Below are 15,202 nucleotides of genomic sequence, written 5' to 3'. Positions count from 1 at the left end.
CCACCGCGACGGTTTCCTGTGCTGCAGACAGCAGAAAGCCCGCCGAAGCGGGCTTTCTCTGACCATTTCATTCCTTGAGCTGCCGTCCTGGCGTGGCCGATCTTCCATGATCCCGAGCGCGTCCTGCGCTGCGGAGACGGGTATAGATTAAGCCGCCGACCGGGGCGGACAAAGCAGCCATCGGCGCGACGGCGTGTAAGCCTTTTGCCATAGCTGCGCGAATGAGCGCTTGTGCCCGTTTTCAACGGATCGACGTGAATACCTGCGCTATCCGCCGCCGCAGCTGGCGTGCGCGCTGGACGAATGAACTTCGCCGCGGCGGCCGGGCTCTACCTCTTAGCGCCTCCGCCGACTCCCCAGGAGCAGACGCATGTCATCCGAGCAAGACGAGCTCTCTGATCGGGATTACCCCATCCAGGAAGACATGGGCTTCCAGGAAAAGCTCTGGAAGCTGGAGCGCGCCGGCTGGGTTGCCCTGTCGCTGGTCGTCGCGATCACACTGCTGGGCGTGTTCGGCGCCGGCCCCCTAAGCCAGACCCATGCACAGACCCCCGGTGGCGATCTGGATATCCGCTACCAGCGCTTCGAGCGAAACGGCGCGGCCAGTCAGCTGCAGGTCAAAGCCAAGGCCGGTAGCGACGGCCAGGTCTGGCTGGCGATTGATGGGGCGCTGCTGGAACGCTTCTCCGTCGAAAGCATTCACCCGCAGCCCCTCGTCGCCGAAGCGTTTGGCAATGGCATGCGGCTGCAGTTTCAGCCCGATGCACAGGGCTGGGCGACGGCCTACCTCACGCTGCGCCCCGACGGCGTAGGCCCGGCGAAAAGCGTGGCGCGGCTGAACGGACAGTCGGTGACGCTTAGCCAGTTCGTTTATCCCTAGGAGCGTGACATGGACTCCGTGCTTCGTGCCGCGGCGATCTATCTGGTGGTGCTGGTGGTCTTTCGGCTGGCCGGCAGGCGCACACTGTCGGAACTGACCACCTTTGACTTCGTCCTGCTGCTGATCATCGGCGAAGCCACGCAGCAGGCGCTGCTGGGCGATGACTTTTCGATCGTCAACGCGATGGTGGTGATCGTGTCGCTGGTGGTCTTCGACATCGCCCTGTCGCTGCTGAAGAACAAGTCGCGCTGGCTCTCCAAGCTGATCGATGGCGAGCCGATGATCATCGTCGAGCATGGCCAGGTGCTCGAACGCCGGATTCGCAAAGCCCGTATCGATGAAGGCGACATCCTCGAGGCGGCGCGGCATTCGCAGGGCCTCGAACGAATCGACCAGATCAAGTTCGCCATCCTGGAGAAGGATGGCAAGATTTCCATCATTCCTCGCTAGCGACTGCATCCACGGGGCGCAGGGGCCACTTGCTCGCGCAGCGCGCCCGGCAACCACCGCCATCGACTCGCATCGATGCATCCTCCTGTCACCAAGCGTGATCATTCCATTCGCTGATCTATGCTGTAGCTGATTCGCTCCGAAGTGGACAGGAACAGCCTGTCGTTTCTCCACCGCCCAAGGGGGGCCAGACGGATGCTCGACGTACAGCTGTATCGCTACAACGCAGAACGGGACGCCAAGCCCTACATGCAGTCGATGCAGGCGCCCGATGAGTTCCGCCAGCGCATGGTGCTGGACGTTCTGGAATATCTGCGCGAGCAGGACCCGTCGCTGGCCTACCGCCGCTCCTGTCGCGAAGGCGTCTGTGGCTCGGATGGCATGAACATCGGCGGCAAGAACCGCCTGGCCTGCATCACGGCGGTCTCCGACGCCCTGGATGGCGCGGGTCGCCTGGTCATCCGGCCCTTGCCCGGCATGCCGGTGATCCGCGATCTGGTGGTCGATCAGAGCCAGTTCTTCCGGCAATACGAACGCACCCGTCCGTGGCTGATCAACGACCAGCCAGCACCGAGCATCGAGCGCCTGCAATCGCCAGAAGAGCGTGCCCGGCTCGATGGCCTGTACGAATGCATCCTCTGCGGCTGCTGTTCCTCGCAGTGTCCGTCCTGGTGGTGGAACCCGGAGAAATATATCGGCCCGGCCGGTCTGCTGCAGGCCTGGCGCTTTATCGTCGACAGCCGCGACACCGCTGCCGCCGAGCGCCTGGCGGACCTGGACGATCCGTTCAGCGTGTTCCGCTGCCGCAGCATCGGCAACTGCAGCTGGGTTTGTCCGAAGGGACTCAACCCGATGGGCGCGATCGGCCATATCCGTCGTGAGCTGCTGGCGCGGGGCACCTGACCGAGCGGCCGAAACCAGTAGTGGCACTTTGCCTTAACGATGTTTAATCTCTGCCACCGCCGCGGCCCCGCCGCTCCCGAGCTCAGCCGCCAGCCGTCATGGACCGCCACCGCCCTTCCGCCACTTCTGAAGCCTCGCCGCCGCCACGCCGGTCACGTGCGAGCGCGCTGGTTTCGCTGGGTTATGTCCTCGGCCTGCTGCTGGTCTTCGCCTTCAGCCTCTATCTGCTGCCGGCACACACCGGGGTCGGCAAGCTCCTCTGGGGCAACTGAACCGCGCGAAGCCCGACCGGCGGTAGCTACTTTGGTAGCAGCCCCATAGTTGCATAGCCGCCCGCCGCGCATGCTCGTAACGTCGCCTTGAAAGCAGTGCATCCGTCCTGCAGCCTCACGAGCGAAGCCGTCATGCTGTCAATTCTTCGATCCCGCTCCGGTGCCCGTCAGGGCGATGGTGTCACCAGCCTGCTCGGCAGCGCCGCGCAGTTGCCCGAACAACTCGCGGCGCTGCGTCTGGAGCCGACCTACATTGCCGGCTTCGTCTCGCCGCATGTCGATCTCGATGCGGTCGCACGCCTGATCCGCCAGCGCTTCCCGCAGGCGGTCATCAGCCTGTGCACCACCGCCGGCGAGCTGTCGAGCCAGAATACCCAGCTGTACTGCAGCACCGGTGCGCATTGGGATCGCGTGGCGCTGCAACTGTTCGACGCCAGCGTGATTGCCGCTGCCGAGATCGTCCACGTACCGCTGGAATGCGAGGACATCCGCGGCCAGGGCACGCGCCTGAGCATGGCGCAACGCATCGCCCGGCTGACCGAGTCGCTGCGGCGCCTGCAGGTGAAGATGCCGATCGACTATCGCGACACCCTGGCGAACATCGTCTTCGACGGCCTTTCGGCGTCCGAATCGTTCTTCATGGAAGCGCTCTACGAATCCGGCCGCTTCCCCTGCCTGTTCGTCGGCGGCTCGGCCGGCGGCAAGCTCGACTTCAAGGCCACCCAGCTGCATGACGGCACGCGTGCCTACCAGAACCATGCGCAGATCGTCTTCCTCAAATGCGCCCGCGACGTGCGCTTCGGCGTGTTCAAGAGCCAGAACTTCGAGCCGACCGCGCTCAGTCTCAGCGTCCTCAGCGCGTCGCTGGAAGACCGCTACATCAGCCAGGTGGTCGATGCGCGCGGCAACATCCGTTCGATGGTCGCCGCCCTCTGCGAGGCGCTGCATTGCACGCCGGGCGAGCTGGAGGCGCGGCTGGCGGATTATTCCTTTGCCATCCGCGTCGGCGAGGAGGTGTTCGTGCGCTCGATCGCGCGGATCGACTTCGCCAACGAGCGCGTACACCTGTTCTGCGACGTCGCCCCCGGCGAGGAGCTGGTGATGGTCAAGCGCACGCCGCTGGTGGAAGCCACCCGCCGCGACTTCCAGCGCTTCATGCGCGACAAGCCCGGCCGGCCGCTGGTCGGCATTCTCAACGACTGCATCCTGCGCCGGCTGAACAATGCCCAGGCGCTCGACGGCATGCACGCGGTGTTCGGCGACACACCGGTGCTCGGCTACTCCACCTTCGGCGAGATCCTCGGGCTGAACCTCAACCAAACGCTGACGGCGGTGTTCTTCTTCCGCACCAGCGATCAGGCCGCGTTTCGCGACGAATACACCGACAACTTCATCGCCTATCACGGCGAGTTCAAGGCGTTCTTCCTGCGCCGGCAGATCAAGAAACTCACAGGCCTGAGCCAGGTGGTGGTCAAGCAGATCGACCAGTTCAAGCGCCAGGACTACCAGAGCAGCCTCGACATCAACGGCCTCGACGAGCATATCCGCCCGGTGTTCCGCGGCCTCGCCGATCTCGGCGCGGTGCTGCTCGATGCCGACCGCCAGCGCCAGCACATGGCCGACCAGCTGAGCCAGTGCGCCACCGACCTGCACGGTTCGATGGACGAACTGGCGCTGACCATCGACCAGCAGGCGCAGGTGATCGACCAGGCCGGCACGTCGGTCAGCCAGATGGTCGATCAGGCCGATGCGGTGGTCGGCAGCGCGCGCGCCCTGGCGCAGTCGAGCCAGCGCATCCAGTCGGTGGTGCAGACCATCCAGCAGATCGCCGGACAGACCAACCTGCTGGCGCTCAACGCAGCGATCGAAGCCGCACGCGCCGGCGAGATGGGCCGCGGCTTTGCCGTGGTCGCCGACGAGGTGCGCAAGCTAGCCGAGATCACCCGCCGGAACGCCGAGGAGATCGGCACCGACATCGACCGTCTGGCCGATGCCATACGTGCGGTGGCGCAGCACATCGAGAGCCAGTCGGCGGACGTCGGCTCGCTGACCGATGTACTCGAAGCGCTGCAGAGCACCAGCGAGGCCACCGCTGGCACGTCGCGGCGGACCAAGGGCGTCGCCGACCATCTGCTCGGCCTGACCACCCACTGAGTTTCGCCGCGGCAACGAAAAAGGGCGTGCCGAAGCACGCCCTTTTTACTTTCCGTCCGCTCAGAATCGGTCGCGCAGCACCAGCTCGTCGAACGGCAGCTTGCCGACGCGCGGCTTGGGCTCGAGCGTGCGCTTGCCCACCGCGACCATCAGGCCGATCACATGGTTGGCCGGCAGGTTGATCAGCTGCGCCACGGCATCGAAATCGAAGCCGTCCATCGGGCAGGAGTCCAGCCCCTTGCCGCGCGCCGCCAGCATCAGCGTCTGCGCCAGCAGGCCGCAGCTGCGCATGGTCTCGTCGCGCTGCACCTGCGGCTTACCGCGGTAGTAATTGTCGATGGCGCCGGCCATGTAATCCTGCACCTGCTCCGGCGCACCTTCCCAGACGCGGCGCGCATCCGCTTCCCAGCTGTCGAGCTTGGCGCAGACCACCACCAGCATCGAGGCCTCGGTCATCTGCGCCTGGTTCCAGCCCACCTCGCGGATCTGCGCGCGCAGCGCCGGATCGCTGATCTCGACCAGTCGCACGTGCTGCAGGTTGAACGCCGACGGTGCGTGCAGCGCCAGGCGCAGCAGCTCGTCCTTCTCCTCGCGGCTGAGCTGGAAGTCAGGATCGTAGGCTTTGATCGCACGGCGGCTCTGGATGGCGTCTTCGATGGTCATGGGCTTCTCCCGAATCAAGAATGGCCGCCATGCTAGCGACGCGAAATGATCGAAACCACCGGTACTTTCCGATCAAACCGATCGAGCAGCACGATACTTTGCGCGGCGAACGCCCACGAAAAAGCCGCCCGAAGGCGGCTTTTGTTGAACGACGGATCGCAGCTTAGAGTTGCGGGCCGGCGTTCTTGATGGCGTCGGAGACGTCGAACTTCTTGAAGTTCTCGACGAACTTGCCTGCCAGCTCCTTGGCCGCCAGATCGTAGGCGCTCGGGTCAGCCCAGGTATTGCGCGGGTTGAGCAGCTGGGTTTCGACGCCCGCAACGGCCTTCGGCACGTCCAGGTTGATGATCGGCAGGTGCTCGGTTTCGGCACCGACCAGCGCGCCGCTCTGGATCGCCGCGATCACCGCGCGGGTGGTCGGGATGTTGAAGCGCTTGCCGACGCCGTAGCCACCGCCGGTCCAGCCGGTGTTGACCAGATAGACCTTGGAGCCGAAGGCGTTGATGCGCTTGATCAGCAGCTCGGCGTACTCGCCGGCCGGACGCGGGAAGAACGGCGCGCCGAAGCAGGTGGAGAAGGTCGACTTGATGCCGCTGCCCGAACCCATTTCGGTGGAACCGACCAGCGCGGTGTAGCCGGACAGGAAGTGGTAGGCCGCCTGCTCGTTGTTCAGGATCGACACTGGCGGCAGCACGCCGGTCAGGTCGCAGGTCAGGAAGATCACCGCTTTCGGCTCGCCGCCGAGGTTCTTCTCGGAACGCTTCTCGACGTGCTCCAGCGGGTAAGCGGCGCGGCTGTTCTGCGTCAGGCTGGCATCGGCGTAGTCGGGCAGGCGGGTCTGCTCGTTGAGCACGACGTTTTCCAGCACGGCGCCGAACTTGATGGCCTTCCAGATAACCGGCTCGTTCTTCTCGGACAGGTCGATGCACTTGGCGTAGCAACCGCCTTCGATGTTGAACACGCGACCCACGCCCCAGCCGTGCTCGTCGTCACCGATCAGGTAACGCGATTCGTCGGCCGACAGGGTGGTCTTGCCGGTGCCAGACAGGCCGAAGAACAGGGTGGTGTCGCCGTCTTCGCCGATGTTGGCGGCGCAGTGCATTGGCAGCACGTCGACGTCCGGCAGCAGGTAGTTCTGCACGGAGAACATGGCTTTCTTCATTTCACCGGCGTACTGCATGCCGGCGATCAGCACTTTCTTCTCGGCGAAGTTGAGGATCACGCAGCCGTCGGAATGGGTACCGTCGCGCTCCGGCTCGCACTGGAAGAACGGCGCGTTGAGGATGCGCCACTCGCTCTTGCCGGCCGGGTTGAAGGCGGTCGGCTCGATGAACAGGCAACGGCCGAACAGGTTGTGCCAGGCGGTTTCGGTACTCATCTTCACCGGCAGGTAGTGCTCGGGGTCAGCACCAACATGCACGTGGGAAACGAAGCTGTCACGCTCGCCGAGGTAGGCTTCGACGCGGTTCCACAGCGCCTCGAACTTGCCGGCCGGGAACGGGCGGTTGATCGGCCCCCAGGCGATGTGGTGCTGGGTGCTCGGCTCTTCGACGATGAAGCGGTCAGCCGGAGAACGACCTGTGCGGTGCCCGGTCTTAACCACCAGAGAGCCATTGGCAGCCAGCTCACCCTCACCGCGCTTGACGGCTTCTTCAATCAATTGCGCGATGCTGATGTCGGTGTACACGGCGTTGGTCGCTTGCGTCATGAGTGTCCCCGTCGGCCCTGGGCCGATTCCTCCATGCTGTTGTAGTGCACCAGACGGTGAACTACATCGAAAAAAGTGCGCGCGATTATGCCAGAAAACACGGCGCGCTGGGTATGAGCCCGTGATGGCCAAAAGGTTCACTGTGGCATGGCGCCATCAGTGACGGGTATCCGAGGCCGGCTGAATGCCACCACCGGCGAACAGCTGGCCGATGTCGGCGGCATCGAAGACGTACCGTTCGTTGCAGAACTGGCAATCCACGGTGATGGTGCCGCCCTGCTCCTGCAGCAGCTGTTCGGCATCGTGCTGGCCCAGGCTGACCAGCGCATTGGCCGAGCGCTCGCGCGAGCAACTGCAGCGGAAGCGGATCGGCTGCGCCTCGAACAGCCGCAGCGGTTCCTCGTGGTAGAGCCGATGCAGCACCGTCTCGGTATCCAGCCCCAGCAGTTCCTCGGCGCTGAGCGTATCGGCCAGGGTGCGCAGGTGCTGCCAGCTGGCTTCGCGCTCTTCCGGATCGTGAATGCGGTCGGCGGGCAACTGCTGCAGCAGCAGGCCGCAAGCGCGGCGGCTGTCGGCGGCGAGCCAGAAACGGGTCGGCAGTTGCTCGGAGGCGGCGAAGTATTCCGACAGGCACGCGGCCAGGTCGACGCCTTCCAAGCCGACGATGCCCTGGTAGCGCTGGCCCTTGGCCGGATCGACGGTGATCGCCAACATGCCTTCGGGCATCAGCTCGCGCAGGGTTGCGTCCGGCGCGATCTGCTCGGCATGGTAACGGGCGATACCGCGCACCTCGCGGTCGCTGGAGCATTCGACCATCAGCAGCGGCACCGGCCCTTCGGAGCGCGCCTGCAGCGACAGCAGGCCGTCGAACTTCAGCGTGCCGACCAGCAGCGCCGCGGCAGCCAGCAGCTCGCCGAGCAGCTGGGCGACCGGCTCAGGGTAGGCGTGCTTAGCCAGCACGTGCTGGTAGCTTTCGGCGAGCGTGGCGGTTTCGCCGCGCACGTCGTTGTCGTCGAAGAGAAAGCGTTGGGTCTGGTCGGACATGCCGGATGCTCGCAAGGTGGCCGCGGAAAAAGTCGTGCATTTTACACGAAGCGTCGGCACCCCGAGGCACCCGCCGTCGATTCGGTGGACCGGTCGTGGAGTCGGCCGTTCCCTGCCGCTCAGCCCTTGAATGCGCGCAGCAGCTCGATCTGCCGGCGCTGCTTCTTGCTCGGCCGGCCGTCGGTCTGCACGCCGAGCGCGCCGGCCTTGCGCTGCGCCGCCGCTTCTTCGCGGCGCGCCAGGCTGTCGGCGGTTTCCTCGTAGAGCAGCTGGGCCTGGGGCGCGCCACGGCGCACCGCCGACAGCTCGCGAATGATCACCGTGCGCTCGTCGAAGCCGATGCGGATCACCAGCTCGTCGCCGACCCGCGGCTCCTTGCCCGGCTTGCAGCGCTCGCCGCGACAGTGCACCTTGCCGCCCTCGATGGCTTCCTTGGCCAGCGCGCGGGTCTTGAAGAAGCGCGCGGCCCACAGCCACTTGTCCAGGCGCACCTTGTCGTCGTCTTTTTCGCTCATGTTCAACCTGCGTTTCGCCTTGTGGTCTCAGCCGTGTGCAGTTGTCATGCACCACGACTAGAATGCCCGCAAATCTTACGGATGCCACGCTTGGACTGTCTCGATCCCCACACGCTGATCGGCCTGCGCGAATGGGTCGCCCTGCCCGAACTGGGCGTGGTCGGCCTGCGCGCGAAGATCGATACCGGCGCCAGCACCTCGGCGCTGCATGCCACCGAGATCAGCGAATTCGAGCGTGACGGCAGGCCCTGGGTGCGTTTCACCGCGCATCTGGGCACGCTGGTCCAGCGCCGCCATCGCTGCGAGGCGCCGCTGGTGGCGCACAAGACGATCAAGAGCTCCAACGGCCAGGCGCAGACGCGTTACGTGGTGCGCACCCTGCTGGCGCTCGGCGACCATGTCTGGCCGGTCGAATTCACCCTGACCTGCCGCAAGACCATGCGCTACCGCCTGTTGCTCGGCTCCAAGGCGCTGGTCGATGGGCAGTGGCTGATCGATCCGTCGCGCTCTTACATCCAGGACAAACCCCAGGTTCTCACTTCCCCCGGTGCCCAATGAAAATCGCCGTGCTGTCGCGCAATCCGCGCCTGTATTCCACCCATCGCCTGGTCGAAGCCGGCCAGCAGCGTGGCCATGAGGTGGTGGTGATCGACACCCTGCGCGCCTACATGAACATCGCCAGCCACAAACCGCAGATTCATTACCGCGGCAAGCCGCTGGAGGGTTTCGACGCGGTGATCCCGCGCATCGGCGCCTCGGTGACCTTCTACGGCTGCGCGGTGCTGCGCCAGTTCGAGATGCAGGGCGTGTTTCCGCTCAACGAATCGGTGGCCATCGCCCGCTCGCGCGACAAGCTGCGCGCGCTGCAGCTGCTGTCGCGGCGCGGCGTCGGCCTGCCGGTGACCGGCTTCGCCCACTCGCCCGACGACATTCCCGACCTGATCCAGATGGTCAACGGCGCGCCGCTGGTGATCAAAGTGCTCGAGGGCACCCAGGGCATCGGCGTGGTGCTGTGCGAGACCGAGAAGGCCGCCGAATCGGTGATCGAGGCGTTCATGGGCCTCAAGCAGGACATCATGGTGCAGGAGTACATCAAGGAGGCCGGCGGCGCCGACATCCGCTGCTTCGTCGTCGGCGACAAGGTGATCGCCTCGATGAAGCGCCAGGCCAAGCCCGGCGAGTTCCGCTCCAACCTGCATCGTGGCGGCACCGCCAGCCTGATCAAGATCACCCCGGAAGAACGCATGACCGCGATCCGCGCCGCCAAGGTGATGGGCCTGAACGTGGCCGGCGTCGACATCCTGCGCTCCAACCACGGCCCGCTGGTGATGGAGGTCAACTCTTCGCCGGGCCTGGCCGGCATCGAGGAAACCACCGGCAAGGACGTTGCCGGGCTGATCATCGAGTACCTGGAAAAGAACGGCGGCCCGCACCTGACCCGCACCAAGGGCAAGGGCTGAACGCAGCGCGCTGACAACCAGCGCGCGCTCGCCATCAGGTTTTTATCGCGTCCCTCGGCAGCAGCAGCCCCAGCGGCAGGCTGACCCGCGCCTCCAGGCCGCCACCCTCGCGGTTGCGCAGCTCGACGATGCCGCCGTGCTGGTTGGCGATGCGCTTGACGATCGCCAGCCCCAGGCCGGAGCCCTTGCCACCGCGCGCGCGGTCGCCGCGGATGAACGGATTGAAGATTCCCTCCAGCTCGCTCGGCGCGATGCCAGGTCCGCGGTCGAGCACGCTGAGCACCACGTACGGCGCATTGCTGTCGCCGGTTACCGAGGCGGCGACCTCCACGCCTTCGCCGCCGTAGCGCCGGGCGTTCTCGATCAGGTTGACCAGCAGGCGCTTGATCGACACGCGGCGCAGCGCCAGTTCCGGCATCGGCTCGACGCACAGGCGCACCGACTCCTCATGCTGGTTGTACGGCGCTACTACCTCGCGGATCAGCTCGCCCAGGTCGAGCTTCTCCACCGGCTCGTCGCTGCCGTCACGGACGAAGGCGAGGAACTGGTCGAGAATCGCGTCCATGTCCTCGACGTCGCGGATCATGTCCTCGGTCAGCTCGTCGTCGCCAGCCATCAGCTCCAGCGACAGGCGCAGGCGCGTCAGCGGCGTTCGCAGATCATGCGACACCCCGGCGAGCATCAGCTCGCGCTCGCGCCCGGCCTGCTCGACGTCCTCGGCCATCTGGTTGAACGCGCGATACACCTCGGTCATCTCGCTCGGCGTATCGCCGATCGGCAGGCGCACGCTGCGACCCTTGCCGATCTGCCGCGCGGCGTAGACCAGCCGCTTGAGCGGCAGGTTGAGCTGGTTGACGAAGATCCACGCCGCCGCCGTCGACAGCAAACCGATGCCGAGGAACCAGCCGAGCACGCTCCAGATGCGCTGGCCGCGTAGCGGATAGGCATACAGCGGCACCCGTACCCAGTCCGCGCCGAGCTCCGGTGCGCGCACCCAGATCGCGGTGGACGGCTGGATACGCACCCGTACCTCGGTCTCGGCGCCCAGCTCGGCGCGCATCTGCCGCTGGAAGATGTCGGTGTAGGGCCAGTGGTATTCGCCGCGCGGTACCTGCAGCTCCGGCACCGTCTGCAGACCGGCGGCGCGACCGATGCGTGCGCGGTCGGCAGCGTCCGCCGCCCAGTAGGCTCGCAGCGTCAGCGCCGCGCCGTGGCTGTACTGGCGGTCCACCAGCACGTCCTCGTTGGCCATCAGGTAGAACAGCGTCAGCACCTTGGAGAACAGCACCACCACCAGCACCATCCACAGGGTGCGGGCGAAGAAGCTTTGCGGGAACCACAGCGGCGCTTTCACCCGCGACGAGCCTCGCGCCGCGCGCTGCCAGTGGACGCGCAGGCCGCCCGCGTCACCTGCCGCCTGCCGCCTGCGTGAAGCGCGAATGTCACTTGTTGCCGTCCGGCACGAACACGTAGCCCACGCCCCACACGGTCTGGATGTAGCGCGGCTTGGACGGATCGGGTTCGATCAGCCGACGCAGGCGCGAGATCTGCACGTCGATGGATCGCTCCAGCGCGTCCCACTCGCGACCACGGGCGAGGTTCATCAGCTTGTCGCGTGTCAGCGGCTCGCGGGCGTGCTGCACCAGCGCCTTGAGCACGGCGAACTCGCCGGTGGTGAGCATGTGCACCTGATCGCCGCGCGTCAGCTCGCGGGTCGCCAGCGACAGCTGGTAATCGCCGAAGGTGACGATCTCCTCCTCGCTGCCCGGCGCGCCCGGCACCTGCGGCGTCTGCCGGCGCAGCACGGCGCGGATGCGCGCCAGCAGTTCACGCGGATTGAATGGCTTGGCCAGGTAATCGTCGGCGCCCTGCTCCAGGCCCTGAATGCGGCTGGCCTCGTCGCCCTTGGCGGTGAGCATGATGATCGGAATCTGGTTGTTGCTCTCGCGCAGGCGCCGGCAGGCGGACAGGCCATCCTCGCCGGGCATCATCAGATCGAGCACCACCAGCTGGAACAGCTCGCGGCTGAGCAGGCGATCCATCTGCTCGGTGTTCTCCACGGTCCGCACGCGGTAGCCCTGCTCGTCGAGAAAGCGCTCGAGCAGGCGCCGCAGGCGGGCGTCATCATCGACGATGAGGATCTTTTCACCTTCGTTGGCGGACGCAGTGCTGCTCATGGGAACTCCCGAATTTATCGACGGCGCATTATGCGCCTGCGGATGAAAAGGCATTCGTCAGCCATTGTTAGCAGATTTTGCGGGCGAAGCGGTCGTCGATACGCCGCGCTTTTTCGTCCGCAGCGCCGCAGCAAGCCGGCCGCTGCCTTTATACTCCCGCGCTTTCGCGCAGGCCCGGCCTGCATGGTTCGACTGACCCAGGTAGCTTCATGGACAGCATCAACTCCCGTATCGCCAACGAGCTGGGCGTGCGCCCGCAACAGGTAGCCGCCGCCGTGGCGCTGCTCGACGAGGGCTCCACCGTGCCCTTCATCGCCCGTTACCGTAAGGAAGTCACCGGCAGCCTCGACGATACCCAGCTGCGCAATCTGGAGGAGCGCCTGCGCTACCTGCGCGAGCTGGACGCGCGCCGCGTCTCGATCCTCGCCAGCATCGAGGAACAGGGCAAGCTGACCCCCGAGCTGAAGCGCGAGATCGATCTCGCCGACACCAAGACCCGCCTCGAAGACCTCTACCTGCCCTACAAGCAGAAGCGCCGCACCAAGGGCCAGATCGCCCTGGAAGCCGGCCTCGGCGAGCTGGCCGATGCGCTGTTCGGCAATCCGGAGCTGAATCCGGAGGAGGAAGCCGAGCGCTTCATCGACGCCGAGAAGGGCTTCGCCGATGTGAAAGCGGTGCTCGAAGGCGCCAAGTACATCCTCATGGAGCGCTTCGCCGAGGACGCCGACCTGCTGGCCAAGCTGCGTGACTTCCTCAAGCACAACGCCACCCTCAGTGCGCGCGTCGTGCCGGGCAAGGAAGCCGAGGGTGCCAAGTTCAGCGACTACTTCGAGCATGACGAAGTACTGAAGAACGCGCCGTCGCACCGCGCGCTGGCGATCTTCCGCGGGCGCAACGAGGGCATCCTCAGCGTCAGCCTCAAGGTCGGCGACGAAGCGCCGGGCAGCATGCACCCGGGCGAGGCCATGATCGGCGAGCGCTTCGGCATCACCAACCGCGGCCGCGCCGCCGACAAGTGGCTCGGCGAGGTGGTGCGCTGGACCTGGAAGGTCAAGCTCTATACCCACCTGGAAACCGACCTGCTCGGCGAGCTGCGTGACAAGGCCGAAGACGAAGCCATCTCCGTATTCGCCCGCAACCTGCAAGACCTGCTGCTCGCCGCGCCGGCCGGCCCGCGCGCGACCCTGGCGCTGGACCCGGGCCTGCGCACCGGCTGCAAGGTCGCGGTGGTCGACGCTACCGGCAAGCTGCTGGAAACCGCCACCGTCTACCCACACGCACCGCGCAACGACTGGGACGGCACCCTGGCGATCCTCGCCAAGCTGTGCGCCAAGCACGCCGTCGACCTGATCGCCATCGGCAACGGCACCGCCAGCCGCGAATCGGACAAGCTGGCCGGCGAGCTGATCAAGAAGGTGCCCGGCCTCAAGCTCACCAAGATCATGGTCAGCGAAGCCGGCGCCTCGGTGTACTCGGCCTCCGAGCTGGCCGCCAAGGAATTCCCGGATCTGGACGTCTCCCTGCGCGGCGCCGTGTCCATCGCCCGCCGTCTGCAGGACCCGCTGGCCGAGCTGGTGAAGATCGACCCGAAATCCATCGGCGTCGGCCAGTACCAGCACGACGTGTCCCAGCTCAAGCTGGCGCGCTCGCTGGATGCGGTGGTGGAGGATTGCGTGAACGCCGTCGGCGTCGACGTGAATACCGCTTCCGCCGCCCTGCTGGCGCGCATCTCCGGTCTCAACGCGACGCTGGCGCAGAACATCGTGCAGTTCCGCGATGCCAATGGCGCGTTCAAGTCGCGCAGCGAGCTGAAGAAGGTGCCACGTCTGGGTGACAAGACCTTCGAACAGGCGGCCGGCTTCCTCCGCGTAATGAACGGCGACAACCCGCTGGACGCCTCCGCCGTGCACCCGGAGACCTACCCGCTGGTCAAGCGCATCGCCGCCGATACCGGCCGCGACATCCGCTCGCTGATCGGCGACTCGGCGTTTCTCAAGCGCCTGGACCCCAAGCAGTTCACCGACGAGACCTTCGGCCTGCCCACCGTCACCGACATCCTCAGCGAACTGGACAAGCCCGGCCGCGATCCGCGTCCGGAGTTCAAGACCGCCGAGTTCCAGGATGGCGTCGAGAAGCTCAGCGATCTGGAGCCGGGCATGGTGCTCGAAGGCGTGGTGACCAACGTGACCAACTTCGGCGCCTTCGTCGACATCGGCGTGCATCAGGACGGTCTCGTGCACGTGTCGGCGCTCTCCGAGAAGTTCGTCAAGGACCCGTATGAGGTGGTCAAGGCCGGTGACATCGTCAAGGTCAAGGTCATGGAAGTGGACATCCCGCGCCAGCGCGTCGGCCTGTCCATGCGCATGAGCGATACCCCAGGCGAGAAGACCGACGGCCCGCGCGGCGGCAGCAAGCCACGCGGCAACGCCCCGCGCAGCGAACGCCACGCCCGGGAAGACAAGCCCGCGCCGGCCAACGCGGCGATGGCCGCGCTGTTCGCCAACGCCAAGCAGCTGAGGAAATAAGCATGAGCATGCAAGTCGAGGCGGTGGGCAACTCCAGCGCCTTCGGCCGTCTGCTCGGCCTGGAAATCCACCAGGTCGGTAATGGCGAGGCCGTGCTCGGCCTGACCATGCACGACGGTCTGCGCAACCTGCACGGCAAGCTGCACGGCGGCGCGCTGTTCTCGCTGATCGACACCGCCATGGGCCAGGCCAGCCACAGCCTCGGCGATGGCTCGCCGAACAGCGTGACGCTGGAATGCAAGGTCAACTACATCCGCCCGGTCACCGATGGCGAGCTACGCTGCCGGGCGTGGGTGGTGCATGGCGGCCGGCGCACCCAGGTGCTCGAAGCTGAGGTGCACCAGGGCGACAAGCTGATCGCCAAGGCGCAGGCCACCTTCGCCTGCCTGTAACGCCGCGCCACCAATCCTGTGCCCGCGCAAACGCCGCTCTTGTGCAGCGGCGTTTGCGT

General features: G+C 66.0%; 15 protein-coding genes. 9 read left to right on the top strand and 6 right to left on the bottom strand.

The window, feature by feature from the left end; all coding sequences use genetic code 11:
* The first annotated feature begins 370 nt into the window (after positions 1-370).
* From NAV27_RS01375 to NAV27_RS01355, 5 genes are all read left to right on the top strand, one after another.
* Positions 371-880 (top strand): hypothetical protein, encoded by a 510-nt coding sequence (locus tag NAV27_RS01375; RefSeq protein WP_102828010.1) that lies wholly within the window; start codon positions 371-373, stop codon positions 878-880.
* 9 nt (positions 881-889) lie between these two features.
* The gene (locus NAV27_RS01370) at positions 890-1,330 is read left to right on the top strand and encodes a DUF421 domain-containing protein (RefSeq protein ID WP_014854517.1); all 441 of its coding nucleotides are present in this window, start codon (positions 890-892) and stop codon (positions 1,328-1,330) included.
* A 195-nt stretch (positions 1,331-1,525) separates the two neighbouring features.
* On the top strand, positions 1,526-2,233 hold the full coding sequence (locus NAV27_RS01365; RefSeq protein WP_102828011.1) for a succinate dehydrogenase iron-sulfur subunit: 708 nt from the start codon (positions 1,526-1,528) through the stop codon (positions 2,231-2,233).
* Between the two features lie 98 nt (positions 2,234-2,331).
* Entirely contained in the window at positions 2,332-2,505 is a 174-nt protein-coding gene (locus NAV27_RS01360; RefSeq protein WP_165593822.1) for a hypothetical protein, read from the top strand.
* Between the two features lie 132 nt (positions 2,506-2,637).
* Positions 2,638-4,659 carry a methyl-accepting chemotaxis protein gene (locus NAV27_RS01355; protein WP_102828012.1) on the top strand — a complete coding sequence of 674 codons (2,022 nt, stop codon included), beginning with the start codon at positions 2,638-2,640 and terminating at the stop codon, positions 4,657-4,659.
* A 60-nt stretch (positions 4,660-4,719) separates the two neighbouring features.
* Here NAV27_RS01355 and NAV27_RS01350 read toward each other — a convergent pair whose 3' ends face one another.
* The 4 genes from NAV27_RS01350 to NAV27_RS01335 form a co-directional block, all read right to left on the bottom strand.
* The gene (locus tag NAV27_RS01350; protein ID WP_102828013.1) at positions 4,720-5,322 is read right to left on the bottom strand and encodes a nitroreductase family protein; all 603 of its coding nucleotides are present in this window, start codon (positions 5,320-5,322) and stop codon (positions 4,720-4,722) included.
* Between the two features lie 163 nt (positions 5,323-5,485).
* Positions 5,486-7,030 (bottom strand): phosphoenolpyruvate carboxykinase, encoded by a 1,545-nt coding sequence (locus tag NAV27_RS01345; protein ID WP_102828014.1) that lies wholly within the window; start codon positions 7,028-7,030, stop codon positions 5,486-5,488.
* 156 nt (positions 7,031-7,186) lie between these two features.
* On the bottom strand, positions 7,187-8,074 hold the full coding sequence (hslO, locus tag NAV27_RS01340; protein ID WP_102828015.1) for an Hsp33 family molecular chaperone HslO: 888 nt from the start codon (positions 8,072-8,074) through the stop codon (positions 7,187-7,189).
* Positions 8,075-8,193: 119 nt separating this feature from the next.
* Positions 8,194-8,589 carry an RNA-binding S4 domain-containing protein gene (locus NAV27_RS01335; protein WP_008569433.1) on the bottom strand — a complete coding sequence of 132 codons (396 nt, stop codon included), beginning with the start codon at positions 8,587-8,589 and terminating at the stop codon, positions 8,194-8,196.
* Positions 8,590-8,679: 90 nt separating this feature from the next.
* Between NAV27_RS01335 and rimB the strand changes: the two genes are divergently transcribed.
* Positions 8,680-9,147, top strand: a complete 468-nt coding sequence (rimB, locus tag NAV27_RS01330; RefSeq protein ID WP_043295333.1) for a retropepsin-like aspartic endopeptidase RimB — start codon at positions 8,680-8,682, stop codon at positions 9,145-9,147.
* Positions 9,144-10,049, top strand: coding sequence for a 30S ribosomal protein S6--L-glutamate ligase (rimK, locus tag NAV27_RS01325; protein WP_008569430.1), 906 nt, complete (start codon positions 9,144-9,146; stop codon positions 10,047-10,049). Before rimB ends, rimK begins: the two co-directional genes overlap by 4 nt.
* Positions 10,050-10,083: 34 nt before the next feature.
* On the opposite strand, the gene NAV27_RS01320 is transcribed toward rimK, so the two are convergent.
* Together NAV27_RS01320 and ompR are read right to left on the bottom strand one after the other, a co-directional pair.
* Positions 10,084-11,403 carry an ATP-binding protein gene (locus tag NAV27_RS01320; protein ID WP_054093975.1) on the bottom strand — a complete coding sequence of 440 codons (1,320 nt, stop codon included), beginning with the start codon at positions 11,401-11,403 and terminating at the stop codon, positions 10,084-10,086.
* A gap of 88 nt (positions 11,404-11,491) precedes the next feature.
* Positions 11,492-12,226, bottom strand: coding sequence for an osmolarity response regulator transcription factor OmpR (ompR, locus tag NAV27_RS01315; protein ID WP_008569428.1), 735 nt, complete (start codon positions 12,224-12,226; stop codon positions 11,492-11,494).
* Between the two features lie 209 nt (positions 12,227-12,435).
* Between ompR and NAV27_RS01310 the strand changes: the two genes are divergently transcribed.
* Together NAV27_RS01310 and NAV27_RS01305 are read left to right on the top strand one after the other, a co-directional pair.
* Positions 12,436-14,751: a Tex family protein gene (locus NAV27_RS01310; RefSeq protein WP_102828016.1), complete on the top strand. Its 2,316-nt coding sequence runs from the start codon at positions 12,436-12,438 to the stop codon at positions 14,749-14,751.
* Between the two features lie 2 nt (positions 14,752-14,753).
* Positions 14,754-15,143: a PaaI family thioesterase gene (locus tag NAV27_RS01305; RefSeq protein WP_008569412.1), complete on the top strand. Its 390-nt coding sequence runs from the start codon at positions 14,754-14,756 to the stop codon at positions 15,141-15,143.
* Positions 15,144-15,202 lie beyond the last annotated feature (59 nt).

Source organism: Stutzerimonas degradans, from assembly GCF_024448505.1.
GTDB lineage: Bacteria > Pseudomonadota > Gammaproteobacteria > Pseudomonadales > Pseudomonadaceae > Stutzerimonas > Stutzerimonas degradans.
Note: the sequence above shows the minus strand (reverse complement) of the source record. Positions and strands in the feature narration are given on the sequence as shown.

Excerpts from the sequence above, each read along its gene's own strand:
- rimK (WP_008569430.1), top strand. The coding sequence starts at position 9,144 with ATGAAAATCGCCGTGCTGTCGCGCAATCCGCGCCTGTATTCCACCCAT.
- NAV27_RS01350 (WP_102828013.1), bottom strand. The coding sequence starts at position 5,322 with ATGACCATCGAAGACGCCATCCAGAGCCGCCGTGCGATCAAAGCCTAC.
- NAV27_RS01335 (WP_008569433.1), bottom strand. The coding sequence starts at position 8,589 with ATGAGCGAAAAAGACGACGACAAGGTGCGCCTGGACAAGTGGCTGTGG.
- NAV27_RS01310 (WP_102828016.1), top strand. The coding sequence starts at position 12,436 with ATGGACAGCATCAACTCCCGTATCGCCAACGAGCTGGGCGTGCGCCCG.
- NAV27_RS01305 (WP_008569412.1), top strand. The coding sequence starts at position 14,754 with ATGAGCATGCAAGTCGAGGCGGTGGGCAACTCCAGCGCCTTCGGCCGT.
- ompR (WP_008569428.1), bottom strand. The coding sequence starts at position 12,226 with ATGAGCAGCACTGCGTCCGCCAACGAAGGTGAAAAGATCCTCATCGTC.
- NAV27_RS01370 (WP_014854517.1), top strand. The coding sequence starts at position 890 with ATGGACTCCGTGCTTCGTGCCGCGGCGATCTATCTGGTGGTGCTGGTG.
- NAV27_RS01355 (WP_102828012.1), top strand. The coding sequence starts at position 2,638 with ATGCTGTCAATTCTTCGATCCCGCTCCGGTGCCCGTCAGGGCGATGGT.
- NAV27_RS01375 (WP_102828010.1), top strand. The coding sequence starts at position 371 with ATGTCATCCGAGCAAGACGAGCTCTCTGATCGGGATTACCCCATCCAG.
- NAV27_RS01360 (WP_165593822.1), top strand. The coding sequence starts at position 2,332 with ATGGACCGCCACCGCCCTTCCGCCACTTCTGAAGCCTCGCCGCCGCCA.
- NAV27_RS01345 (WP_102828014.1), bottom strand. The coding sequence starts at position 7,030 with ATGACGCAAGCGACCAACGCCGTGTACACCGACATCAGCATCGCGCAA.
- hslO (WP_102828015.1), bottom strand. The coding sequence starts at position 8,074 with ATGTCCGACCAGACCCAACGCTTTCTCTTCGACGACAACGACGTGCGC.
- NAV27_RS01365 (WP_102828011.1), top strand. The coding sequence starts at position 1,526 with ATGCTCGACGTACAGCTGTATCGCTACAACGCAGAACGGGACGCCAAG.